Origin of the sequence: Oceanobacillus caeni (genome assembly GCF_042678465.1) — a bacterium.
GTDB lineage: Bacteria > Bacillota > Bacilli > Bacillales > Amphibacillaceae > Oceanobacillus > Oceanobacillus caeni.
This window is the reverse complement of sequence record NZ_JBHTKV010000001.1, coordinates 470,472-493,149: the sequence shown is the minus strand read 5'-3', so window position 1 is coordinate 493,149 and position 22,678 is coordinate 470,472. Positions and strand designations below refer to the sequence as shown.

The window sequence follows — 22,678 nt, the reverse complement described above, 5'->3', positions numbered from 1 at the left end:
TCCTTTTCCAAAATCTATTACACTTATAGTTTAATAGATATATATTGATAGAGAGTTAATAGAAAGTTAATGGTTTATAAAGAATATTCATACTAAATGACTAGTACTTTTTGAAGGAAAATGTAGAAAATACTGTTAAAATCCCATTCATATTATGCTAACATTACCTTAATACAGTTAAGTGATAGGAAGGTTAAAACATGCATATTCGTGAAATCGAAGAAAAAGACAATCATACAATGGAGCAAATTATTAAACGCTCACTGGAATCGTTTGATTTAAACATTCCGGGAACTGCCTATTTTGATCCTGAGCTTGGCAAGTTAGCACAATTTTACAAGCAACAATCAAATGCTAACTATTGGGTAGCAGTGAATGAACAAGATGAAGTGGTAGGTGGTGTAGGTATTGCACCATTTGCACAGAAGGAAGGGGTTTGCGAGCTCCAAAAGCTATACATTACACCGAAGTCACAAGGAATAGGACTGTCGAAGGAACTGATGAAAGTAGCTCTCGACTTTGCTAAGGAGCATTATTCATACTGTTACTTAGAGACATTAAAGAAACTCGAAACAGCTAATCTCCTTTATGTTAAATTAGGATTCAAATCACTAGAAAAACCTCTAGATGGTTCAGAGCATGGAGCTATGGATGCGTGGTATATAAAAGAATTATCGTAAAGATGGTAGAAGCATTTCTTATTACAGGAATGCTTTTTTTCTGTATCTAAAGTGAATAGAGAATCAAATCACAATAAATATATAACAGAAAACAATATTTTTTTATTGTAAAACGATTAATAAAATAGTAAAATCATTCTTGAAAATAATTTAGTGAGGTGTTTTTTTTATGAAACAAGTTTCTACACTCTTTTTAAAAATAGCCGTTATTCTTCTTGGAATACCAGTACTTGCTTTGGGGGGATTTGGGTTACCTTGGTTAGTGAATAATCCTGTAAATCCAGATTATGCCCATTTACTGTATCCGATTGTAATAGGAATCTGTATATCCGTGATTCCTTATTTCATAGCTTTGTATCAGTCTTTTAAACTATTAAGTTACATTGACAAGAGTCAAGCTTTCTCGGAATTGTCTGTTAAGGCTCTAAAAAACATTAAATTCTGCGCCATGACAATCAGTGGTTTGTATGTGGTTATGCTGCCATTTGTTTATGTTGTAGCAGAGCTAGACGATGCGCCAGGGCTTATCATAATTGGAATGGTTCCTATTTTTGCATCACTGGTTATAGCTGTTTTTGCTGCTGTTCTTCAAAAACTATTAAAAGAAGCTATTGATATCAAATCTGAAAATGATTTAACGGTCTGAGGTGAATGACATGGCAATTATAATTAATATTGATGTAATGTTAGCGAAGAGGAAAATGAGTGTAACAGAACTGTCGGAGCGGGTTGGAATTACAATGGCTAACCTTTCTATATTGAAAAATGGAAAGGCAAAGGCAATCCGATTATCCACTTTAGATGCAATTTGTAAGGCACTAGATTGTCAACCAGGGGATATTTTGGAATATAAAGGTGATGAAGAAACGGAAGGGTAATAAGGAAACCACTTGTAGGGGAAAAGGAGAGTAGATAGGATGAACGTAACCATTCAACAAGATGCTCAGAAAAAAACAGTGAGGGCATCCATCTCAAGAGCATTCAAACAACTCATTCTCTTTGGTTGGGAGCAGGCCTTATCCTGTTTGTTTCCTGTCGTTATTTTTGCCTCTTTGGCCATTACGCAAATGATTCCACTACCTTTCCTACCGCGGTATGATTGGTTACTCATCCTTTTTCTTTTTATGCAAGGCTGGATGGTACGTTCAGGGCTTGAAACGTGGGATGAACTAAAGGTTATCACATTGTTTCACTTGATTGGGCTTGCTCTTGAAATTTTTAAGGTACATATGGGCTCTTGGGCTTATCCGGAGGAAGGATATTTCAAAGTTTTGGGAGTGCCGTTATATAGTGGGTTCATGTATGCAAGTGTTGCGAGTTATCTCTGTCAGGCATGGAGAAGGTTAAAAGTTAATCTGGTTAAATGGCCACCGTTTATAGTGGTTGTCACTCTTGCAGCTGCGATTTATTTAAATTTTTTCACTCATCATTTTTGGATTGACATCCGCTACTGGTTAGCCGGACTTGTCATTATTGTCTTTTGGAAATCATGGGTCACATATGAGGTGGGTGGAACTCGTTATCGTATGCCAATCGCACTTTCTTTTGTGCTCATCGGATTTTTTATATGGATAGCTGAAAACATTGCAACGTTCTTTGGAGCTTGGAAATATCCAAACCAAGCTGATGCATGGAGTCTTGTACATATAGGAAAGGTGAGTTCATGGGTTTTACTCGTGATTGTTAGCTTTCTAATTGTTGCGACGTTAAAACAGGTGAAAGGTAAGTTCCGTGAAGGTAGTAGTTAAAGAACAACATTTGAGGGGATAGACAATGTTAATGAAAATTCCTTTTTTCAATAATAAGCAATTGCAATCGAAAGAAAACTATCATAATACGGGAGGTAGTACACCTGACCATGTGGCCATCATTATGGACGGAAACGGACGCTGGGCCCAAAAGCAAGGCATGCCCAGAGTCGCTGGCCACAATGAAGGGGTATCTGCAGTTGTGAAAATTGTCAAGGCAGCAGTCAAATGCAAGGTAAAGGTTCTTACACTTTATACCTTTTCCACGGAAAATTGGAAACGTCCTAAGCTCGAGATAGACTTTTTAATGAGACTTCCTAAGGAGTTTCTAAATCATTATTTGCCTGATCTTTTATCTAATAATGTACGAGTTGAGGCAATTGGTGATCTGGGAAAACTTCCAGCCTATACACGTCAAGCTATACAGTACGCAATCAATCGTACCCGGGACAACGACGGTCTTCAACTGAATATTGCAATCAACTATGGAAGTAGATATGAGATTCTGAATGCCATGAAAGAAATTCACCTGGATGTAAAAGCTGGAAAATTGTCACTGAATGAACTGGATGAACAGCAGCTTTCAGGATACTTATACACAGCTGGTATGCCAGAACCTGACCTACTTATTCGCACCGGCGGGGAAAAACGATTGAGCAATTTCCTTCTATGGCAGCTTGCCTATACGGAGTTCTGGTTCACCGATACACTGTGGCCGGATTTTTCAGAGAAGGAATTTCTGCATGCGCTTGAAGAATATCGGCAACGAAAGAGAAGGTATGGCGGAATATAAGTTGGTTTATAGAGGAAGAAAAAATAAGAAAATCAGAAGATAATATAATAAAATGGGAAATGTGAATTTACAACGATAAACATTTTTCAACAAGTCTTAGCGGTAAGTGTAAAGTTTTCTATAAAGGGAATTACAGGTTAATTAATAAACCTGTATAAACTCCTTAATGTTAATTTTCAATCAAAATGGTTTATCATATAAATAAAAGAATGTTGAAATAAAGGTGACCACCAAGAGAAGGTGGTCTATATCGAAGCCATTGGAAACCGTGGGGATATTTTTAAATAGATAATCATATACAACTCTCTAGTGTACTCTGGGGAGTATTTTTAATTGGGAAGGTTAATCATCTAATGTTATGATATACGTTTAGACATTGACATATGATTGAAGGAGACTAAAAATGAAAACTGAAAAAGAAAAAATGATAGCTGGTGAGATATATGATCCTGCTGACCCGATATTAGTGAAGGATCGTGAAGAAGCAAGACGTAAAGTCAGAATATACAATCAATCGTTAGAATCGGAAGGAGAAAAGCGAACGGAATTATTAAAGGAATTACTCGGCTCAACAGGGGAAAAACTATATATGGAGCCTAATATAAGATTTGATTACGGTTATAACACATATGTAGGTGAAAACTTTTATGCAAATTTTGATTGTACTATCTTAGATGTATCTGAAGTTCGGTTTGGGAATAATTGCATGCTTGGACCAAGTGTACAAATTTATACTGCAACACATCCCCTCCATCCAACCGAACGAAATTCAGGTATAGAATATGCAAAACCGATTACTATCGGAAACAATGTGTGGATTGGTGGTAGTGCAGTAATTTGTCCAGGAGTAACGATAGGAAACAATGTTGTAGTTGCAGCAGGTGCAGTAGTTACTAAAAATGTACCGGATAATGTTGTAGTTGGAGGTAATCCAGCTAAAGTGATAAAAAAGATCGATATATAAGTTAGTTTATTGGGTGACAAAGGTATCACGGACAAAATGCAAGGAAATAGCAGTAAAAATGTCCGTGATACAGGTACAGGATTACATATTCCAGCTGTCCTGACACCATGCATCAATAATATTGCATAGGTTCATTACCTTTTCCCCAACGATATAAGGTGTGGCTGGCTCAGGTTCTTCCTCTAAGATTCCCTCTACGGTAATGGTAAAGGTCTATTCATTCCCATAACCAAATACATACAAGAAACACTTTCCGGTATATAATCCGACTGTACCAATTTCCAAGAATTTTTTATTTATTAGAATTTTTCTAAAATGAATTTAAACACAAAACGATAATTCGATAAGGAGTAGTTTGTGCTGGGATACTTTTGGTGGAAGGTCCATAGATAACAATTAAATCTCGATTTGCTGGATTATTCGAAAATAATTGACCGTTTGTTAATAACAATGGTGTATATGGAGATATATTTAATTGTAATTGTCCATCGCTACTTACTAATTGACTATCAAAATAATCCACTTTTACATTCTGGTTTGGATTATCTTTTACCATGACAAGTGCTGGATATTGAGGTGGGTAAATAAGAATGGTAGGTGCATTCCCGTCATAATATCCAGTTACTCGGTCTCCTACTGTCACCATGACATGATCTACAAAGTAAGTAGTAGGTGTTACGACGAAATTTACAATGGCACCTGAGTTGTCTTCTACAGTTATAAATTTATTACAGCCTTCTCCATCTTGCCCTGTATACATATCACTTATCCTCGTTACAGTCCCGTGAAATGATTTAAAATTTGTCACTATCTTACCTCCGTTTCTTTTAAATAGATAAAGAATACTTCCATCAGTGGGGGGGTTCTTCATCCCCCACTGATGGTTAGTCACTGACCTTCTTTGTTTCCCCAAAAGCTTGGGGTGGGAGTCTTACTGCTCGTTTAGGTGAGATAAATAATCATTAACCATATTATCCCTACATTAAAAATATCCGTTACTCGTGAATGAAAATCAGTTGTTAGTAATATTGAATTCGATACTCAAGCCAGGTAATCCGTTACTAGCAAGTAGGATAAAATAAATAGGATAAGTGGAGATGTGTACCCATCATTAATAGCTATGGACTTGCAGCCATTCTTCCAAGTGGCCCTTCTTCATCAATAATATCTTGAATGTCATATACGGAAATAGGGAACATTGGAAAACCAAATGCATATGGAGCTAACTCGTAAAGCTGGAAGTAGATGACGAGTGTTTTGTCTGCTATATAGAAATATTGATTAGGCTCAATTTTGGTAAACTCAGTAATGACTGGAATATCACGTGCTGCAATTTGCTTATGAACGATTTCAGAAAGCCGGTTGATATAATCACTTCCATATTTGAATAGGTCTTTTAAATTGCAACGCTTCTTTTTTTCTAAATCAAATGTTACGGATCTTAATAGGGTAAGACCATGTGCAGCATGATAATAGTAAGCGTAGTTGGATAGGGATACGCTTAAGACGTTACGTTGATTATTTTTTACTTCAAATGAACCATCCATTTCCACAATCGCTGTTGGCATTTCCCTAGCTTGCTCGTTGATGAGCTTTTGTGTTTCTTGAACAAAAGTTTGATTCATAACGTGTTCGAATTGTTTATCTTGTGGGTAGCTAACTTGAGGGTAGACAACTTGTTTACTTGGTCCAGCTTGAATCTTATAGGCTTTTATATTAACCGGTAAAGGGATAGGCATATTTATCACCCTTTTTGACCTATTGTATTCTTTGGAATAGAAGGGTGTGCTGATTTTAAAAAAGTACTTCTTTTATCTTGGAACATTCATTTAATTAGCATGGAAAATTAAGTCCCCACCTAAGAGAAAAACCATATACATAGTATAAAAGCACAGGAGTAGATTCTGTTGGATAATCAAAACAGTAAATTTAGATGGATTGTATTTGCTTCTGTATTATGTTCCTATTTATTGATGTCAAGTTTACGAACAGCTCCAGGATTAATAACAGATCAGTTAATGGCTGATTTTAGTGTAACAGCAACAACGGTTGGGTTAGTAACAAGCATACAGTTTTTCGTATACACGGCCCTACAAATACCGATGGGCATTCTAACAGATCGATATGGACCGAATTTTTTTCTTATTGTAGGTGCGATTCTTACAGGGATTGGAACTATTATATATAGTGTAGGTAGTCATGAATTTATCTTGTTTTTTGCAAGAATATTAACAGGGATAGGCGATGCGACAATTTGGGTGAATCTGGTGTTAATTTTAAGTCAATGGTTTAATGCTAAAGAATTCACCCGATTAATCGGTGTAGCAGGAATGACCGGAAGTCTAGGATTCTTAATGGCGACCGTTCCTTTCTCTGCATTTATTATTCTCGTTGGCTGGAGAAGGACGTTTCTTTTAGCGGGAATTTTATTATGCTTATGTGGAATACTTCTTTATTTTGTCCTCGTGAAAAAGCCAAATAAACCATTATTTGAAAAAAGAGAGATGCGACGAGAAAATACATGGGTTATCTTAAGAAGAGTTTTATCGAATCGACAAGCTTGGGCAATTTTCTTTTCCCACTTTGGTGTTGTTGGGGCATATCTAGGTTTGATTGGATCATGGGCAGTACCGTATGGGATGGAGATGTATGGTTTAACGCGTATAGATGCAAGTCAGCTCATTATGATTAGTCTAGTTGGAGCGCTTATTGGTGCCCCGTTCCTAAGTTGGCTTGCCAGTCGGTTAAGAACGATTAAACGTCCTTTTGTTATATTTCATATCGTCATGTTATTGTGCTGGTCTACTATTCTAATATTTCATGGAAAACCGCCATTTTTGTTTTTAGTGATGATTATGTTCATTATCGGCTTTGCATTTGGGTCCAATTCGTTAACCTTTGCCCTTGTACGCATATCATTTCCTGTAAACGAATCTGGAATTGTTTCTGGTTTTGCAAACACAGGCGGATTTATGAGTGCTGTTTTGTTACCTGGTATTTTTGGGAAAATATTGGATCATTTTCAGAATGTAGGTGAGTTAGGGGCTGGGTATTTCTATGGTTTTATTACTCCAGTTATATTTTCAGTAATTGGTTTAGTTGGGGTGATTTTTATAAAAGAATCCCCATAATACGAAGTTGTTTTAGATAGTAAAGTTTTTCCTATAATAAGATTCCACCTTCTATCTATACGTTTCTACCTTTCACTAGTATGATAGAAAAGGGAGGTAGATTGAATTGAATATGGATACGATTATTTTCGATGTCGATGATACGTTGTATGATCAAGCGATGTCTTTTAAAAATACGTGTAGAAGAATGTTTGATAGAGATTTTACGGAAGAGGAATTAAATCAATTTTATATTATAAGTAGGAAATATAGTGATGCGTTATTTGACCGATGTGAAGCAGGAGAAATGACCGTTCAGGAGATGCATATTCGTCGGATTAAAGATGCCTGTGCGGAAATTGGAATAGAAATATCGAATCAAGAATCTTTGGATTTTCAAGACGCTTATGTCGAGGAACAACATAAAATCACTTTATTTCCTGAATCTGAAAAACTACTAGAATATTTACATGAGCAAGGAAAACAACTGGCTATTTTAACAAACGGTTCAGAAGACCATCAATCAATGAAAGTTAAACAATTGAATGTATCAAGATGGATTCCCGAAGAAAACACTTTTATTTCTGGTGCGATTGGTCATGCCAAACCGACAGGAAAAGCATTTCAAATACTAGAGGAAAAACTTGGCTTAGACAAAGAAAAGACGGTTTATGTCGGAGATTCATTCGACAATGATATGGTTGGTGCCAAACAAGCAGGATGGAACGCTGTTTGGATGAATCATCGCAGAAGAAAAGCTCGTGAGAATTCCGTGAAACCAGATAAAATTGTATACAGTGCAACAGAGCTTTTGGAATTGTTTGTTGAATAATAGACTATAATGAGTAGCCTCCCGGGGATGTTCGGGGGACTTTTTCATTTCCTGGGAAATATCGACACTTTATTATGTAATTCAGGTTAATAACTTGAGGAATCTACGGGAAATGTAATAAATTTAGCATGTATAGTGAGTTTGGGTTACGATAAGGTTAAATAAAAATATCGTGTATCAAGGAGGATTCTTTTATGAAAATAGCATTTATTTCCGATATTCATGGAAATGCTACCGCATTGGAAGCGGTACTTGAAGATATTGAAAAGAAGAATGTAGATAAAATTGCGGTACTTGGTGATCTTTGCTTTCGTGGATCAGAACCAAAGCGTGCTTTAGATCTGATACGTTCATTAAATACAGATGTGGTTAAAGGGAATGCGGATGAATGGGTTTCTCGGGGAATTAAGGAAGGAGAAGTTCCTAACGAGGCACTAGAGATTATGAGAAAAGAACGTGAATGGACACTAAAGCAATTGACTACTGAGGATATTGACTTTTTAACTAATTTACCGACACAATTAACTATTAAACTGTCGGATGATATAGAAATCCATGCATTTCATGCTACACCGAATAATCTTTTTAATATGGTGCTGCCAAATCAATCGGATACAGAGCTTGCGGAACAATTAATGCAACAAACATCAGCGGATATTTTTTTGTATGGGCATATTCATCTACCGTATGTTCGCTTTATTAACGGCAAGTGCGTAGCTAATTTAGGGAGTGTTGGTTTGCCATTTGATGGTTCGAAAAATGCTTCCTATTTAATAGTAGAGGGAGAAGATAAACATTTTCAAGTTAGTGTTCATCGTGTTTCTTATGACGTCGACTATGTAATTAAGCAATTAAAAGAAAAAGAATATCCTAATTATGAATTTTTAAGAAATGTGTTAGTAAAAGCGTCATTATCGTGAATGAACTCATACCTCCTTTGTATTGTGAAAACAAACCCTAATTAATTATTATTTTGTATAGGGAATAATAGATGTTGGGGAGATAGGGTTTACAAGTGTTTTATATTAGCTAGGTTTTTTATTTATGCAATTCGAAACCATATAGCTAGTTTATTAATGAGGAAAGAGTGATTTTTATTGAGATGTGGAGCGAAGTGCTTTCTGGTTAAGATTGATGTGGATGAAGCAAAACTAATACAGCCGGTTGTTGCTAGGACTTCCGCCGAAGCAAGGAAACGTATTCGTCAGGAATTTGAGGGAAAAGTTCAAATCATATCGGTACGGGAAGAAAAGAAGAAAAGGTGATTTCACTCTATCTTGTAATGAGCAAATTAATGAAAAAAAGCTTTTATCAAATGTTGCACTCTTCATTTAATGATGAGTGCATTTTTAATTTTTTGGATTAAATTCGAGTTTGAATTGAAGGGACTCCCAAAAAGTTGACAAAGACTAAAGGTTTATGGTAATTTATATTTAATTAATAATAACTTAATTAAATATAAATTAATTAAAAGTAATTTGATTAAGTCAGAAAAAAATCGCTAGGTAAAAATCAGACAGCCAAGAAAGTATCGTTATAAATGAAGAATTGGCAACTTATGTTTAACAAAGACTTCAACATACTAAATAAAGAATAAAAAGGAGAGCATGTATGTGAAACAAACAGCAGGTATCCATCATATTACCGCCATTGTTGGCCACCCACAGGAAAATGTAGATTTCTATGCAGGTGTCCTTGGGTTAAGGCTAGTAAAAAAGACAATAAATTTCGATGACCCGGGTACGTATCATCTTTACTTTGGTAATGACGAAGGAAAACCGGGTTCCATTATCACCTTCTTCCCGTGGGCCGGCGCTTATCAGGGGAAAATTGGGGGCGGTCAAGTAGGTGTTACTACTTATGTCATTCCAGTTGGTTCTATGAAATTTTGGGAGAAGAGATTTTCAAAATTTAATATGGAATTCAAAAAGACAGAACGATTTGGAGAAACGTATTTAGAGTTTAGAGATGTTCATGGATTACAATTAGAGCTTGTAGAAAGAGAAGAAGGCGAACCAAATAATTGGACAACGGGTGATGTGACACCAGAAGTTGCTATTAAAGGTTTTGGTGGAGCAGTATTATTATCTATTCATCCAGAAAAAACGAACGATACGCTTGAAAAGGTTATGGGTCTAAAAGAAGTAGGAAAAGAAGATGATTTAGTTCGATTCCAATCTTATGGGGAAATTGGAAATATCATAGATGTTAAACAAACACCAATTGGACGTGGCCGAATGGGTGTTGGAACGGTTCACCATATTGCGTGGCGCGCGAAAGATGATGTTGATCATTTAGATTGGCAGGAATATTTAGCAAACAAGGGATATGGGGTTACTGACGTAAAAGATAGAAATTACTTCAATGCCATCTATTTTAGGGAGCCTGGAGAAATACTTTTTGAAATTGCAACCGACCCACCAGGATTCGCTCATGATGAGTCTTATGAAACTATGGGACAGGAACTGAAATTGCCATCACAATATGAACAATATCGTGATCAGCTTAATAGAAGATTAATACCGTTAGAAACATGATGAAAAGCTTCAACGCAGTAAGTCGATTAGCCGGCTTTTATTACGCGAAAATTGGTGATGTATTTTTTATCGTGAGAGCAGAATAGGTTGGGGGAAAGTTTATGAAAACAGCCGGAATTCATCACATCACAGCAATTGTTAATGATCCACAAGTGAATGTTGATTTTTATTCCAGAGTGTTAGGGTTACGACTTGTGAAAAAAACGGTGAACTTTGATCGACCTGAAGTATATCATTTATATTTCGGGAATGAATCAGGAGATCCCGGAACCATTATCACTTTCTTCCCTTGCCCAAAACTTCCTAAAGGACGTGTTGGTATTGGACAGGTAGGAACGACAAGTTATGTGGTTCCGATAGGTTCGATGGATTTTTGGAAAAATCGTTTGCGCGAATATAAAATTTCTTTCACTTTAGAGACCCGTTTTAATGAAAACTATATGAAGTTTAAAGATCCAGATGGATTAAAACTAGAAATAGTGGAACGTGATGAAGGATTAGAAAATAGTTGGAGAACGAATGGCATATCATCAAAAAATGCCATTAAAGGATTTGGCGGTGTAATTCTAAATTCAGCACAGCCAAATCAAACCAAAGATGTGCTAGAAACCATATTGAACATGAATTTTGTTAAACAAGAAGATGATTATTTACGTTTTAAATCGGATGGAGTGTTAGGTAATTTGATTGACATTAAACTATCCCCATCTGTTAGAGGACTTGCAGGTGCAGGTACGGTACATCATATTGCCTGGAGAGCAAAAGATGATGAAGAACTTGAAAATTGGAGAGAGTTACTAGAGGAAAAAGGCTATAAACCGACTGAGATAAAAGAACGCAATTATTTTAAAGCTGTTTATTTTTATGAACCAGGCGGAATCCTTTTTGAGATGGCAACTGATTCTCCGGGGTTTTCGATTGATGAATCTCCAGGGAAACTCGGTGAGAAGTTAATGCTACCAAGCTGGTTTGAACATAAAAGGAAAAAATTTGAAGAAATATTACCTCCAATTGAAGTGGAGAAAGAAGATTTATGAAATGATAGAACAATGAACCAATCAAAATGAAACGAAAGGCTGGAGGAATAAACATGCAACCATTAAAAGGAGTACACCATATAACCGCAATAACGAGCAGTGCAGAGAGGATTTATGAATTTTTCACGTATACATTGGGATTACGATTAGTTAAGAAAACTGTTAACCAAGACGATATTCAAACCTATCATTTGTTTTTTTCGGATGATGTAGGTAGCGCTGGGACAGACATGACTTTCTTTGATTTCCCTGGTATTCCAAAGGGGATGCATGGAACAGATGAAATTTCAAAAACTTCTTTCCGTGTTCCGAATGATGCAGCATTGGACTATTGGGTGAAACGGTTTAATCGTTTAAATGTGAAACACACAGGAATTAAAGAGCAATTTGGGAAGAAAGTACTTAACTTTGTTGACTTTGATGATCAGCAATACCAATTAATTTCTGATGAGAATAATAAAGGTGTAGCTTCAGGAACCCCTTGGCAAAAAGGACCGATTCCTTTGGAGTATGCCATTACTGGGTTAGGGCCAGTCTTCGTACGAGTATCTAACATGGATTACTTTAAAACCATTATGGAAAGGGTATTGTTCTTTGAAGAGGTAGATAAGGAAGGCTCGTTCCATTTATTTGAAGTAGGGGAAGGCGGAAATGGTGCACAAGTCGTTGTGGAGTTTAACAACATTCTTCCACGTGCCCGCCAAGGTTACGGTACCGTTCACCATGCTGCATTCCGAGTGGAAGATCGCTCCGTATTAGATGACTGGAAGAAATGGTTTGATGAAATTAGATTGCCAAATTCAGGTTTTGTCGAACGATATTATTTTGGTTCGCTCTATGCTAATGTTGCTCCGCAAATCTTATTTGAAATTGCAACAGATGGACCTGGATTTACGGGTGATGAGCCATATGAAACACTTGGAGAAAAACTATCCTTACCCCCATTCTTTGAAGCAAAACGTGAGGAAATTGAAAAATTAGTAAGACCTATCGATACAGTTAGAAGCACGAAGGAATTTGAGAAAGAGTATGAGAACTAAGCACTTTATTGTTAAAGGGAGGAATACAGTTGAAACATATTTTTCAAAAAGGAAATGACGCATCTAAACCGACACTACTATTATTACATGGAACTGGTGGAACGGAACATGACCTTCTGCCTCTTACAGATAAAATGGATCCAAATGCCAATGTTTTAAGTGTAAGAGGAAATGTTCTTGAGAATGGAATGCCACGCTTTTTTAGAAGATTAGCTGAAGGTGTATTTGATGAAGAAGATTTGGTTTTCCGTACAAAAGAATTGAACGAATTTTTGGATGAAGCAGCTGAAAAATATGAGTTTGATCGTAATAATGTTTTTGCGATAGGATATTCAAATGGAGCAAATATTGCAGCAAGCCTCATGTTCCATTATAAAGACGCTTTAAAAGGCGCAATTCTCCATCATCCCATGATTCCAAGAAGGGGAATTGATTTGCCGGATTTATCAGGTAAGAATGTATTTATTGCAGCAGGTACCAATGATCCGATATGTTCAGCCCAAGAGTCAGAAGAATTAACATCCTTGTTAAAGGGAGCAGGTGCAAAAGTGGAACTTCACTGGGAAAATAGAGGGCATCAATTAACCTATAGTGAAGTAGAAGCAGCTAGTAAATGGTATAAGAGTAAGCAGAAAAACAAGCAGTAAAAAGTAGTATGAGAAGCTGTTGTGAAACCTAAGGCTAAACGAACCGTAACGGTTGCGGAATACAATAATAATTAAAATAGATATTTTTCTATAAAAAGCCTAATTTCTCAATTATATTGGAAATTAGGCTTTTTATTTGATATCTTGGTTGGAATACCGATATCTGAGCTGTAATCTGAGTTTTAGTTCTCATTTCCTAGCAGCCTTCATAATAAGGCTCACAATGAAAATAAGGATAATTGCACCAATTAGTGCAGGTATTATACGAAAGTTTCCTATTTCAGGTCCCCAATCTCCAAGTATGAGAGAACCTAGCCATGCACCAACAAAACCAGCAATTATATTACCAATAATTCCACCGGGTATGTCCTTGCCCATAATTAGACCTGCAATCCAACCAAGAATTCCTCCTACTATTAAACTCCAAATAAATCCCATTATGTCAACATCCTTTTCAGTAAAATTTAATTTTGTGTTAGTTAATATACCCAGCTTTTTTATCTTTAAACATAATAATAGAAGAGTAGCGGTCATGGATGTTGGGGTATAATAAAACAAAAAGTCTTGTCAGTAATGAAAAGGTATTTTAAGGGGAGAAGAAAATGAAGAAAACATCAGGTATGGATCTTAACATGAAAGATATTATAAAAGAGCTGGAATCGGACTATGACAGTATGGTAAAGCCAAACATTATGATTGCAGGAAAAACGGGTGTTGGCAAAAGTACACTTATTAATGCTATTTTTCGCGAGAAGATGGTGCAAACAGGTACTGGCAAGCCCATTACCCAGCATTTACAAAGAATTTCTAAAGACTCGGTTCCTGTCACTTTATTTGATACGAAAGGGCTAGAGCTAACGGAAATTGCAAGAGAAGAAGTACAAAATGAAATTTTAGACGAAATTATGAAGCGGGAAAAGAATAAAGATATTAATGAGCATATTCATCTCATGTGGTATTGTATCTCTTATGAATCGTATCGGATTGAGCAAGAAGAAATCGAATGGATCCGGTTGTTCTCTAAAAAAATGCCTGTAATTCTTGTATTAACGCAATGCTTTAGTGATGATACATCTTTTTATGAACAATTAGAGAAATTAGAATTACCGGTAAAAAATATGGTTCGCTTACTAGCCGCTCCTAAAAGGATTATCAATAATATAGAAATACCTGCCTATGGATTAAATAATCTTGTCGATGCCACTTTTGATGCTTTACCAGAAGCAACGAAAAGAGCCTTTGTTAATGCGCAAAAAACAAATATTGATTTAAAGGTAAAAGAAGCAAAAAAGTGGTCGACCGGTTTCATCGCTAGTTCGTTTGGAGCCGGGTTTGCCCCAATTCCGTTTTCCGATGCTGTAGTTTTATCTGGGATACAGATAACCTTAATTACAAAAATCACCAATATTTTCGGCTTTTCTCGGTCACGTGCTTTGATCCAGACGATTGTTTCAGCTTTGGCTGGGACAAGTGCCGCGACTCTAACAGGAAGAGCAATGGTTGGACAACTGCTTAAGTTCATTCCGGGAGTTGGTACAGTTGCAGGCGGGATCATTAACGGAGCGGTTGCCTCGACGATAACAACAAGTTTAGCATTTGCTTATATCAAGGTTTGTGAGAAATTAAGTTATCAAAACGATATGGAATCAATGTCCGCTGACGAAATTGCAGAAATGGTCCGGGAGCAATATAAAAAAGAGTTGAAGAAAAATAAGTAAGAGGAGTAAGGGGGAATCCTATGTAAGCGGGCTCCTCCTTTTACCCTCAAACCAAACTAGATAAGCGTTGTTTCCATTTTTCTGGCAAACGTTTATAAACCTGACCTTGGAAATGAAGATCTAGATAAAGCAATATAGTTAAAATGCCAATCGTAAAAGTTATAAACCATTTATTCATGATATTTCCTCCGAATATTGTTGTTTTTATTAAAATTTTCTTCGAGTTCTGTGTATGAATGCTGATATCTAATAGCAAGTACTGATAAACGGATTGTGAATGCTGATATCTAATAGCAAGTACTGATAAACGGATTGTGAATGCTGATATCTAATAGCAAGTACTGATAAACGGATCGCGAATACTGATATCCAACACCCAAATCCTGATATCTATATCTATCATCATACCATAACAAAATTCAACCCCTAATACCCGCGACTAATCCCTTTTGAATGTGAGGCTGAAAATATTCGAAATAGCACAAACGCAATAATCGATAGCATAATACCTGAAATATATGGTAATCCAATAGAAATAGAAAATAGCCAACCCCCTAATGGTGGGCCGATAATTCTTCCAAGTGAATCGAAGGAGGAGATCATCCCTGTTACACCACCGTGTCCAGTCCTAGAACGCTTCGTGAGTATAGAGGAGACAGCTGGACGGATAACTCCATTACCTAAACCAAAGATGGTTAAAAAGATAGCTGCTGTCGTAAAGCTTTCCGTGAATAGAATTAGTAGAAAGCCAACTGCAGAAACGAAAATTCCAATTTGGATGACCAAGCCTTCTCCAAATCGTTTAATTAATTTACCAACCATACCACCTTGTACGATGGCACTACCAAGCCCCATGATCATGAAGATGTAACCTAATTCGGTTGTTCCTAAATCCGCCTTTTCCGCAGCGAAGTAGGCAAAAGTTGCTTCTAACCCAGCTAAAGAAAGGGTAACGAAGAATGATAAGAAATACATGATAGACGTTGGGCCATTTAACGTTATCCATAATCCTCCAGATTTCCCTGGGGATTTTTTTCTTCTGTTTTCGACAGATAAGGATTCTTTTAAAATGAACATTACCATGAAAAAGGTAAAAAGAGAAAAGATTCCTGCCAAGAAGAAAGGTGTACTTAAGCTTGATTTTGAGAAAATGCCACCGATTGCAGGACCGAATATAAATCCTAGTCCAATTGCAGCACCTACAATTCCCATGCCTTTCCCACGATCTTCTTCTGATGTGATATCAGCTGCATATGCCATGACTGTCGGCATATTGGCAGAAGATAAGACCCCACCAATAATTCTTGCTGCGAATAGCATCCATAATTGTGTGGAAATGGCCGTTAAGAAAAAGGAAAGTGCTAGTCCTAATGTTCCAATCATAATAACAGGTTTACGCCCAATTCGGTCAGAAACTCTTCCCCACATCGGTGCGAAAATCAATTGCATTAATGAATAAACTGCCATCAATAGCCCTAATTCGGTTGGCGAAGCACCCAGTTCCTCCGCATAGAAGGGGATGACAGGGATAATAATTCCGAAACCAACCATCACGAGAAACATGACGGCAAACAAGATAGATAACGCTTTATTTGTACTCAACATAGGTCACTCCATTATAGTAAGCTGTTTCACTAGAGACAGAAGGACAGGTCTCTTGTCCCGCTTCATCATTAATTATTAGGAAACGGGGCCTGTTCCCATGGCTCTCCCCTTAAAATAATATAGGAAAAGTTACATATTTGCGAGAGCTAACCAAAAAGAAATAGTGAAAAAAGTGTGAAGATAGGATACGACATAACTGTAATCAAAGTGGAAAAACAATGACTTTAACAAATACTATATGGTATATTTAAGTCTGTTTAGTATTATCAACATATCTTTATGGAAGAGGTTGTTCAAAAAGTCCGGTGAAAATGTCACTTCGACTTCATCCTCCTTTTTGAACAAGCACTCGAAGTAAAAAATCATAACTTATCAAGAAAAAGGAAGTGAACATAAATGGGGGAGGTAGAAAACCTACCTTTGTCAAAAATCTTGGCTCAAACCATTAAAACCGGGATCATTAAATCAAATCTAATCCCTATGTTTGCAGGGTTAACATTGTCGTTATACACGTATCAAATTAGTATTTTTGAGAAATGGCCTGAAATTATATTTGCTTTTATTGGTACTATTTTGGTCATTGGAGCGGCAGGAGCTTTTAATAATTTATATGATCGAGACATCGATTCAATCATGCAAAGAACCCAAAGCAGACCAACAGTAACAGAAGAAATAAAACCTAGTACAGTACTATGGCTTGGTATCTTCATGTCTATTTTTGGAATCATATCTCTAGCATTAACCACTCCATTAGCAGCATTTCTAGGTTTCCTAGGATTATTCTTTTATATTGTCCCATATACGATGTGGAGTAAGAGAAGAACAGTTTACAACACGGAGATAGGAAGTATTTCTGGAGCAATGCCACCTCTCATTGGATGGGCTGCTATTTATCCAGACATCACACATCCTGCCATCCTTGGACTGTTTGTCATCACAATTATTTGGCAAATGCCGCATTTTTACGCTATAGCTATTAGGAGACACGATGAATATAAGGCAGCAAAAGTACCGATGTTGCCCGTAGTAAAAGGGATTAAGCGGACGTATGTACAAACGAATATTTACTTAATTGTATTAATTGCAATCAGTTTTCTCTTTGGTTCGTTAAGTATCGGATTAATGTTAGTGGCACTTCTTTTAGGTATTATTTGGCTTGTTTTAAGTATGGTTGGTTCTAAGAGGATGGATTCGGAAAAATGGGCAAAATCCATGTTTATTTATTCCTTAATCTATATGACCATTCTTTTTTCAACTGTTATTATCTATTCACTTATGGGTATTATCTTTGATCTTTGATTTACCCCATTTAAAATGAGTAGAAAACAAGGGAAATTCCTAATAATAGCAAATAACATTACGCACACGCTATTTTATATTATAAATAGCGTGTGTATTTTTGTGAACGTCTAAAGATTTTACCATGATTGTTGAACTTTGTAACCTCACTACCCTTCAATGTGCAATTAGCAATTTTGTCTTCGGGTAATAATGTTCGTGAATGGTCAAGTTTTCAAGACGATGGGAGTTTACACGCCTAATTACGATTGATTGTTTACCTCATGCAATATATATTCTCATCTCTTACTTTTGTAGAAGTATACAAAAAGGTTGCTATAGACACACCAACTTTTAAGTTGATATTCTATTTACATACTTTGTTAGGAGAAGAAGAATGGAAGAACAAAAATATAAAGACCTAAAATTAGGTGAACGTGGTGCAACCATTAGTATATTAGCCTATATTTGTCTATCTATTATAAAGCTAATGGTAGGATATATGAGTGACTCCGCAGCCTTAAAAGCAGACGGATTGAACAATACAACTGATATTATTGCATCAATTGCCGTACTGGTTGGATTAAGGTTAGCACAAAGGCCTCCTGATAAAGATCATGGCTATGGTCATTGGAAAAGCGAAACAATTGCCTCCATGATAGCCTCTTTTATTATGGTTGTTGTTGGTATACAGGTGTTGATAGATGCTATAACATCCATGGTTGAAGGTGGGAAAGAGTCACCTGACATAATGGCGGCATATGTGGCTGTGTTTTCTGCAATAGCTATGTATTTTGTTTACCGTTATAATAAAAAGCTTGCAACCAAGATTAATAGCAAGGCGGTTATGGCAGCTTCTAAAGATAACATTTCAGATGCTTGGGTTAGTATTGGAACAGCGATAGGAATATTTGGTTCCCAATTAAACATGCCTTGGCTAGATACTTTTGCAGCTATAATTGTTGGATTACTAATATGTAAAACAGCTTGGGATATATTTAGACAAGCTTCCCATGATCTATCAGATGGATTTAATGAAAATAAAATTCAACTATATCACGATGTAATTACCAATGTGGATGGAGTTAAAGGTGTAAAAGAAATTAAAGGAAGAAACTATGGAAATAATGAAGTGATAGATGTTGTCATCCTTGTTAATTCTAGGTTAGATATAAATGAAGCTCATGAGATTTCAACCTATGTAGAGGAAAGTATGATTAAAGATTACGGAGTATACAGCGTTCATGTTCACGTAGAGCCAAATTAAATGAAAAAGTTGATGGGGTTGATGTATATGAAGCATCGCCCCATATAAAAAGAATATGAAAAAAGACCCTAATAAAGGGTCAAAAAAACATATGGCTCGCCTTAGAAAAGACCTGCTTCTTTTGCTGCCCCAAAACTTCTTCTAGCAAACTCAAACGGATCCATTCCAACATTCTCCCAATGCATATACATTAAATGAGGTTCATCAAACAGCCAGTGGTTATGGAAGGCTGTTACGATAATTCCTCTTTTTCGTAATGCATCAAGCATTGGATTAACTTCTCTTTGAAGAAGTACACTTTCACCTAGGTTAAGACCATTATTTTCAAAGGATAACATAAACGGAAGTGCCAATGGAGAACGAGTGCGGCGGCCTAAAATAGTTGCTCGAATATTTCGAAGTCGCATGATGACACAAACAGGAGTCGATTGAATAACTTCACCACCGATTATATCCGCAAGTCTTTGACAAGTTGACAAGTTTATTCCTCCTCCTTTCATTATATTTACTACAGCGTATGAAGAATTTGAAAGCTTGTATAGGTAGATCAAATAAAGAAAAACAATAAAATACAGAATAGATAAAACACCAAAACTTCAATGTTAATACGATAATGGTATGAATGTAGGTAACTGGTAGAAGAACTATTAGAACATTATTAAGAAACTGTTTGAAGAGAATGATTTAAATTCAAAAGCATCAGCGGAAGTAATGAAAAACCTCGGCTTACGGTACAAAAGATATGTATTAGTCAAATTTAAAAATACTTGGAAATTAAAGTTATGATAAAATAAACCTACAAAAGCTGCGTGCGGCTATACAACAGAGAGGTGTCGACAATGAATGTAAGAGATTTTATGATTACGAAAGTTTATACAATAAAACCATCCAATACGGTAAAGGACTTACTAAATATACTTAAAACCAATCGAATTGGTGGTGTGCCTGTAGTAGATGATAGAGATCAATTATTAGGAATGGTATCTGACGGAGATGTATTACGTTATTTATCTCCCACACCTATGGGAATTGCCGGGCTTGTTTATATTATAGAAGTTGGGGAAATGGAAGATGTATTAAGGGAAAAATTAAATACACCTGTGAAGGAAATTATGACGAAACGAAATCTTATATATGTATCTCCCACCGAAGAATTTGAAACGACGATTCGCTTATTATCTAAACATCGTCTCAAAAAGCTTCCTGTTGTTAATGGTGCTGGCCGTGTTGTAGGTGTACTTAGCAGGGGAGATATAATCAATAATATCTATGAACAAATTATCGATAATTAAAAAAGAAATAATCCATGATGAATTATTTCCAAACTAATCTAAATTCGAACCGGTTCTGTTGTTTTTACCATAGCTTGGAATTTTTCTATTACATCGCTTGTTTTTAGAATAGATAAAAAGGATAGTTCCCCTCAAAGAACTATCCCCCACCTTACAATTTAAAATTACTTACCAATCCGTTTAATTCCTCAGCAAGTTTTGATAATTCATTTGCACTCCCCGCAACTTCTTCCATAGCACTACTTGTTTGTTGGGAAGAAGCAGAGGTTTGCTCAATACCAGCTGCGGATTGTTCTGAAATAGCTGCGATTTCATAAATGGAACTGTTCATTTCTTGACTACTTGCCGCGATGTCTGCCATGTTCGTATTAATAAAATTAATGCTATTAACTGCTTCTGAAATAGAGTGCTGGATCGTGCTGAATTTCTCATTTGTTAAGCGGATTTGATTTGTACCTAGTTCCACTTCTTTGTATTCATCGTTTAAGGAATTTGTAACTTGATTAATTTCGTTCTGAATGGAACCAACAATAGTTGAAATATCGGTTACGGAATTTCCGACCTGTTCTGCAAGTTTTCTTACTTCATCTGCCACAACTGCAAAACCTCTACCTTGTTCACCAGCACGAGCCGCTTCGATTGCTGCATTTAACGCTAGTAAGTTTGTTTGGTCTGCTATATCCTGAATAACGACAACCAATTTGGATATTTCACGTGATTGTTCATCAAGATCTTGAACTTTCTCAACTGAATCTTGAACAATTGAATCAATGTTTTCCATTTGTTTCATAGAAGCATTCATTAACTCAGTTCCTTCATCTGCTAATACAAGTACTTGATTGGATTCATTCGTTGCTCGTTCCGTATTTTCTGTTGTTTGTTCGATTTTTTCTGTGTAATCTTTCATCATGGTCGATAGATCCGTTGTCATATTTGCCTGTGATTCAGATCCGGTAGCTAATTCTTCCATTGTTGTAGAAATTTGCTCCGTTCCAGAACGTACCTCATTAGCTGATTGTGTTAATTCTTCACTATGGGCAGAGACAGTGGCGGTAACTTCACTAATGGTTAACATAATGTTGCGCATACTATTATTCATTCCATTTGTTGCGTGAATAAGTTGTCCAAGTTCATCTTTGGAATCGGTATGTAGTTCATCATTATTTAAGTTACCACTTGTGATTTTTTGCATTTGTTCCATTACTGTTTTAATAGGATTCACAATTGATCTAGACGTAATAAATGCCGTAATAACCCCTAAAATAAGTACCACAATAAAAGTTATGATGCTAGTTATGATAATTTGTTTACCATTTTCCTGAATATTGTCACCTAACTTTTCAATTTTTGCTTCCCTATTTTTTGCTAGGTCATCGAATTCGGTAATTAATGTTCTACCAAGTGGACCCACTGTTGTTTTCATAATTTCTAAAGCTTCTTCTTTATTCCCTTTACTATACTCTGAAAAAACTTTATCCGTTAACTGTTCCCATTCTACTTTTTGATTAATTAATTCATCTAATTTTGTGGAGTCACTAATTTCACGAGCTTGTTTTACTAGATCCTGACTTTGAACGGTCCCAGCTTGGAATTCGTCCATAAAACTTTTTTCGTCAAATAATAAATATGCCCGAATCAATCCTGTTCGGCTGGCCATATTACTAGCTAATTGTTCATCTAAAATTAATAGTTCTAATTCGTTATTGATTAAATTTTCTACTTGTTTATTGGACTGATTCATAGAGTTAATAGTTAGAACACTTAATAGTAGTGTAAGAACGATAACAATAGAGAACCCGAAAATAATCTTTGTTCGGACACTTTTAAAGTTAAATAGCTTTTTCATGATGAATACACCTCGCTAATATGTAATTTCAATTTTCAAGTACTTTTTTATTGATGCTGCACTATCTGTAATTAATGATAAGGCTCCTTTCTTATCTTATATTTGTGTCTAAGGCATTCGCCCAAAAGCTTGAAAAAACCAAGTTTTCATAAAGGAGACTTCCATCCGTGGGGGTTTTCCTTCACCCCACACGGATGGTTAGTCACACTTATATAAGACCTTTACGAGTAGTTGATCCCCCACCTACCTTCTTTGTATCCTCAGAAGCTTTAGGTGGAAGTTTT

General features: G+C 36.2%; 25 protein-coding genes. 18 read left to right on the top strand and 7 right to left on the bottom strand.

Going from position 1 to position 22,678, the window contains the following annotated elements:
- Positions 1-200: 200 nt before the first annotated feature.
- The 6 genes from ACFQ18_RS02380 to ACFQ18_RS02355 all read left to right on the top strand — a co-directional run bounded on the left by ACFQ18_RS02380 (position 201) and on the right by ACFQ18_RS02355 (position 4,185).
- Positions 201-680 (top strand): GNAT family N-acetyltransferase, encoded by a 480-nt coding sequence (locus ACFQ18_RS02380; RefSeq protein ID WP_047184166.1) that lies wholly within the window; start codon positions 201-203, stop codon positions 678-680.
- Positions 681-849: 169 nt separating this feature from the next.
- Positions 850-1,326 carry a DUF2975 domain-containing protein gene (locus ACFQ18_RS02375; RefSeq protein ID WP_047184165.1) on the top strand — a complete coding sequence of 159 codons (477 nt, stop codon included), beginning with the start codon at positions 850-852 and terminating at the stop codon, positions 1,324-1,326.
- 10 nt (positions 1,327-1,336) lie between these two features.
- Positions 1,337-1,558 (top strand): helix-turn-helix domain-containing protein, encoded by a 222-nt coding sequence (locus ACFQ18_RS02370; RefSeq protein WP_047184164.1) that lies wholly within the window; start codon positions 1,337-1,339, stop codon positions 1,556-1,558.
- Positions 1,559-1,597: 39 nt separating this feature from the next.
- On the top strand, positions 1,598-2,428 hold the full coding sequence (locus ACFQ18_RS02365) for a DUF817 domain-containing protein (RefSeq protein ID WP_047184163.1): 831 nt from the start codon (positions 1,598-1,600) through the stop codon (positions 2,426-2,428).
- Positions 2,429-2,453: 25 nt separating this feature from the next.
- Complete coding sequence (locus ACFQ18_RS02360; RefSeq protein ID WP_047184162.1) at positions 2,454-3,221, top strand: isoprenyl transferase; 768 nt, start codon at positions 2,454-2,456, stop codon at positions 3,219-3,221.
- 403 nt (positions 3,222-3,624) lie between these two features.
- Positions 3,625-4,185 (top strand): sugar O-acetyltransferase, encoded by a 561-nt coding sequence (locus ACFQ18_RS02355; protein WP_047184161.1) that lies wholly within the window; start codon positions 3,625-3,627, stop codon positions 4,183-4,185.
- Positions 4,186-4,495: 310 nt separating this feature from the next.
- Here the strand turns inward: ACFQ18_RS02355 and ACFQ18_RS02350 are convergent, their stop codons facing one another.
- Positions 4,496-4,993 carry a hypothetical protein gene (locus ACFQ18_RS02350; RefSeq protein WP_047184160.1) on the bottom strand — a complete coding sequence of 166 codons (498 nt, stop codon included), beginning with the start codon at positions 4,991-4,993 and terminating at the stop codon, positions 4,496-4,498.
- Positions 4,994-5,303: 310 nt separating this feature from the next.
- A complete protein-coding gene (locus tag ACFQ18_RS02345) occupies positions 5,304-5,924 on the bottom strand; it encodes a DUF3298 and DUF4163 domain-containing protein (protein ID WP_084824018.1) in 621 nt (206 codons plus the stop codon).
- A gap of 168 nt (positions 5,925-6,092) precedes the next feature.
- On the opposite strand from ACFQ18_RS02345, the gene ACFQ18_RS02340 reads away from it, so the two are divergent.
- The 8 genes from ACFQ18_RS02340 (at position 6,093) to ACFQ18_RS02305 (ending at position 13,388) form a co-directional block, all read left to right on the top strand.
- Complete coding sequence (locus ACFQ18_RS02340) at positions 6,093-7,316, top strand: MFS transporter (RefSeq protein ID WP_047184159.1); 1,224 nt, start codon at positions 6,093-6,095, stop codon at positions 7,314-7,316.
- Positions 7,317-7,428: 112 nt separating this feature from the next.
- Positions 7,429-8,127 (top strand): HAD family hydrolase, encoded by a 699-nt coding sequence (locus ACFQ18_RS02335; protein WP_047184205.1) that lies wholly within the window; start codon positions 7,429-7,431, stop codon positions 8,125-8,127.
- 194 nt (positions 8,128-8,321) lie between these two features.
- Entirely contained in the window at positions 8,322-9,047 is a 726-nt protein-coding gene (locus ACFQ18_RS02330) for a metallophosphoesterase family protein (protein ID WP_204797882.1), read from the top strand.
- A gap of 177 nt (positions 9,048-9,224) precedes the next feature.
- The gene (locus ACFQ18_RS02325; protein WP_167507318.1) at positions 9,225-9,392 is read left to right on the top strand and encodes a hypothetical protein; all 168 of its coding nucleotides are present in this window, start codon (positions 9,225-9,227) and stop codon (positions 9,390-9,392) included.
- A gap of 348 nt (positions 9,393-9,740) precedes the next feature.
- Positions 9,741-10,664 (top strand): ring-cleaving dioxygenase, encoded by a 924-nt coding sequence (locus tag ACFQ18_RS02320; protein ID WP_257454343.1) that lies wholly within the window; start codon positions 9,741-9,743, stop codon positions 10,662-10,664.
- A 101-nt stretch (positions 10,665-10,765) separates the two neighbouring features.
- Positions 10,766-11,701: a ring-cleaving dioxygenase gene (locus ACFQ18_RS02315; protein WP_204797880.1), complete on the top strand. Its 936-nt coding sequence runs from the start codon at positions 10,766-10,768 to the stop codon at positions 11,699-11,701.
- A gap of 53 nt (positions 11,702-11,754) precedes the next feature.
- Positions 11,755-12,741 (top strand): ring-cleaving dioxygenase, encoded by a 987-nt coding sequence (locus tag ACFQ18_RS02310; RefSeq protein WP_204797879.1) that lies wholly within the window; start codon positions 11,755-11,757, stop codon positions 12,739-12,741.
- 29 nt (positions 12,742-12,770) lie between these two features.
- Positions 12,771-13,388, top strand: a complete 618-nt coding sequence (locus tag ACFQ18_RS02305) for an alpha/beta hydrolase (RefSeq protein WP_204797878.1) — start codon at positions 12,771-12,773, stop codon at positions 13,386-13,388.
- Between the two features lie 189 nt (positions 13,389-13,577).
- Here the strand turns inward: ACFQ18_RS02305 and ACFQ18_RS02300 are convergent, their stop codons facing one another.
- Entirely contained in the window at positions 13,578-13,826 is a 249-nt protein-coding gene (locus ACFQ18_RS02300; RefSeq protein ID WP_047184153.1) for a GlsB/YeaQ/YmgE family stress response membrane protein, read from the bottom strand.
- A 164-nt stretch (positions 13,827-13,990) separates the two neighbouring features.
- Here ACFQ18_RS02300 and ACFQ18_RS02295 point away from each other — a divergent pair, with 164 nt between their 5' ends.
- The gene (locus ACFQ18_RS02295) at positions 13,991-15,106 is read left to right on the top strand and encodes a YcjF family protein (RefSeq protein WP_204797877.1); all 1,116 of its coding nucleotides are present in this window, start codon (positions 13,991-13,993) and stop codon (positions 15,104-15,106) included.
- A gap of 46 nt (positions 15,107-15,152) precedes the next feature.
- Here ACFQ18_RS02295 and ACFQ18_RS02290 read toward each other — a convergent pair whose 3' ends face one another.
- Together ACFQ18_RS02290 and ACFQ18_RS02285 are read right to left on the bottom strand one after the other, a co-directional pair.
- A complete protein-coding gene (locus ACFQ18_RS02290; protein WP_255449086.1) occupies positions 15,153-15,284 on the bottom strand; it encodes a hypothetical protein in 132 nt (43 codons plus the stop codon).
- A gap of 248 nt (positions 15,285-15,532) precedes the next feature.
- Positions 15,533-16,708, bottom strand: coding sequence for an MFS transporter (locus ACFQ18_RS02285; protein WP_204797876.1), 1,176 nt, complete (start codon positions 16,706-16,708; stop codon positions 15,533-15,535).
- A 399-nt stretch (positions 16,709-17,107) separates the two neighbouring features.
- Here ACFQ18_RS02285 and cyoE point away from each other — a divergent pair, with 399 nt between their 5' ends.
- Both cyoE and ACFQ18_RS02275 read left to right on the top strand, forming a co-directional pair.
- Positions 17,108-18,010 (top strand): heme o synthase, encoded by a 903-nt coding sequence (cyoE, locus tag ACFQ18_RS02280; RefSeq protein WP_204797875.1) that lies wholly within the window; start codon positions 17,108-17,110, stop codon positions 18,008-18,010.
- A 376-nt stretch (positions 18,011-18,386) separates the two neighbouring features.
- Positions 18,387-19,256 carry a cation diffusion facilitator family transporter gene (locus ACFQ18_RS02275; RefSeq protein ID WP_204797874.1) on the top strand — a complete coding sequence of 290 codons (870 nt, stop codon included), beginning with the start codon at positions 18,387-18,389 and terminating at the stop codon, positions 19,254-19,256.
- A gap of 101 nt (positions 19,257-19,357) precedes the next feature.
- Here the strand turns inward: ACFQ18_RS02275 and ACFQ18_RS02270 are convergent, their stop codons facing one another.
- Positions 19,358-19,735, bottom strand: a complete 378-nt coding sequence (locus ACFQ18_RS02270) for a DUF1259 domain-containing protein (protein WP_379565619.1) — start codon at positions 19,733-19,735, stop codon at positions 19,358-19,360.
- 360 nt (positions 19,736-20,095) lie between these two features.
- Here ACFQ18_RS02270 and ACFQ18_RS02265 point away from each other — a divergent pair, with 360 nt between their 5' ends.
- Positions 20,096-20,548: a CBS domain-containing protein gene (locus ACFQ18_RS02265; protein ID WP_047184148.1), complete on the top strand. Its 453-nt coding sequence runs from the start codon at positions 20,096-20,098 to the stop codon at positions 20,546-20,548.
- A gap of 151 nt (positions 20,549-20,699) precedes the next feature.
- Here the strand turns inward: ACFQ18_RS02265 and ACFQ18_RS02260 are convergent, their stop codons facing one another.
- A complete protein-coding gene (locus ACFQ18_RS02260; protein ID WP_204797872.1) occupies positions 20,700-22,394 on the bottom strand; it encodes a methyl-accepting chemotaxis protein in 1,695 nt (564 codons plus the stop codon).
- Positions 22,395-22,678 lie beyond the last annotated feature (284 nt).

Bases quoted from the DNA above. Each gene is read 5' to 3' on its own strand.
- ACFQ18_RS02380 (WP_047184166.1), top strand. From the start codon at position 201: ATGCATATTCGTGAAATCGAAGAAAAAGACAATCATACAATGGAGCAA.
- ACFQ18_RS02375 (WP_047184165.1), top strand. From the start codon at position 850: ATGAAACAAGTTTCTACACTCTTTTTAAAAATAGCCGTTATTCTTCTT.
- ACFQ18_RS02370 (WP_047184164.1), top strand. From the start codon at position 1,337: ATGGCAATTATAATTAATATTGATGTAATGTTAGCGAAGAGGAAAATG.
- ACFQ18_RS02365 (WP_047184163.1), top strand. From the start codon at position 1,598: ATGAACGTAACCATTCAACAAGATGCTCAGAAAAAAACAGTGAGGGCA.
- ACFQ18_RS02360 (WP_047184162.1), top strand. From the start codon at position 2,454: ATGTTAATGAAAATTCCTTTTTTCAATAATAAGCAATTGCAATCGAAA.
- ACFQ18_RS02355 (WP_047184161.1), top strand. From the start codon at position 3,625: ATGAAAACTGAAAAAGAAAAAATGATAGCTGGTGAGATATATGATCCT.
- ACFQ18_RS02345 (WP_084824018.1), bottom strand. From the start codon at position 5,924: ATGCCTATCCCTTTACCGGTTAATATAAAAGCCTATAAGATTCAAGCT.
- ACFQ18_RS02335 (WP_047184205.1), top strand. From the start codon at position 7,429: ATGGATACGATTATTTTCGATGTCGATGATACGTTGTATGATCAAGCG.
- ACFQ18_RS02330 (WP_204797882.1), top strand. From the start codon at position 8,322: ATGAAAATAGCATTTATTTCCGATATTCATGGAAATGCTACCGCATTG.
- ACFQ18_RS02315 (WP_204797880.1), top strand. From the start codon at position 10,766: ATGAAAACAGCCGGAATTCATCACATCACAGCAATTGTTAATGATCCA.
- ACFQ18_RS02310 (WP_204797879.1), top strand. From the start codon at position 11,755: ATGCAACCATTAAAAGGAGTACACCATATAACCGCAATAACGAGCAGT.
- ACFQ18_RS02300 (WP_047184153.1), bottom strand. From the start codon at position 13,826: ATGGGATTTATTTGGAGTTTAATAGTAGGAGGAATTCTTGGTTGGATT.
- ACFQ18_RS02295 (WP_204797877.1), top strand. From the start codon at position 13,991: ATGAAGAAAACATCAGGTATGGATCTTAACATGAAAGATATTATAAAA.
- ACFQ18_RS02290 (WP_255449086.1), bottom strand. From the start codon at position 15,284: ATGAATAAATGGTTTATAACTTTTACGATTGGCATTTTAACTATATTG.
- cyoE (WP_204797875.1), top strand. From the start codon at position 17,108: ATGGGGGAGGTAGAAAACCTACCTTTGTCAAAAATCTTGGCTCAAACC.
- ACFQ18_RS02275 (WP_204797874.1), top strand. From the start codon at position 18,387: ATGGAAGAACAAAAATATAAAGACCTAAAATTAGGTGAACGTGGTGCA.
- ACFQ18_RS02265 (WP_047184148.1), top strand. From the start codon at position 20,096: ATGAATGTAAGAGATTTTATGATTACGAAAGTTTATACAATAAAACCA.
- ACFQ18_RS02260 (WP_204797872.1), bottom strand. From the start codon at position 22,394: ATGAAAAAGCTATTTAACTTTAAAAGTGTCCGAACAAAGATTATTTTC.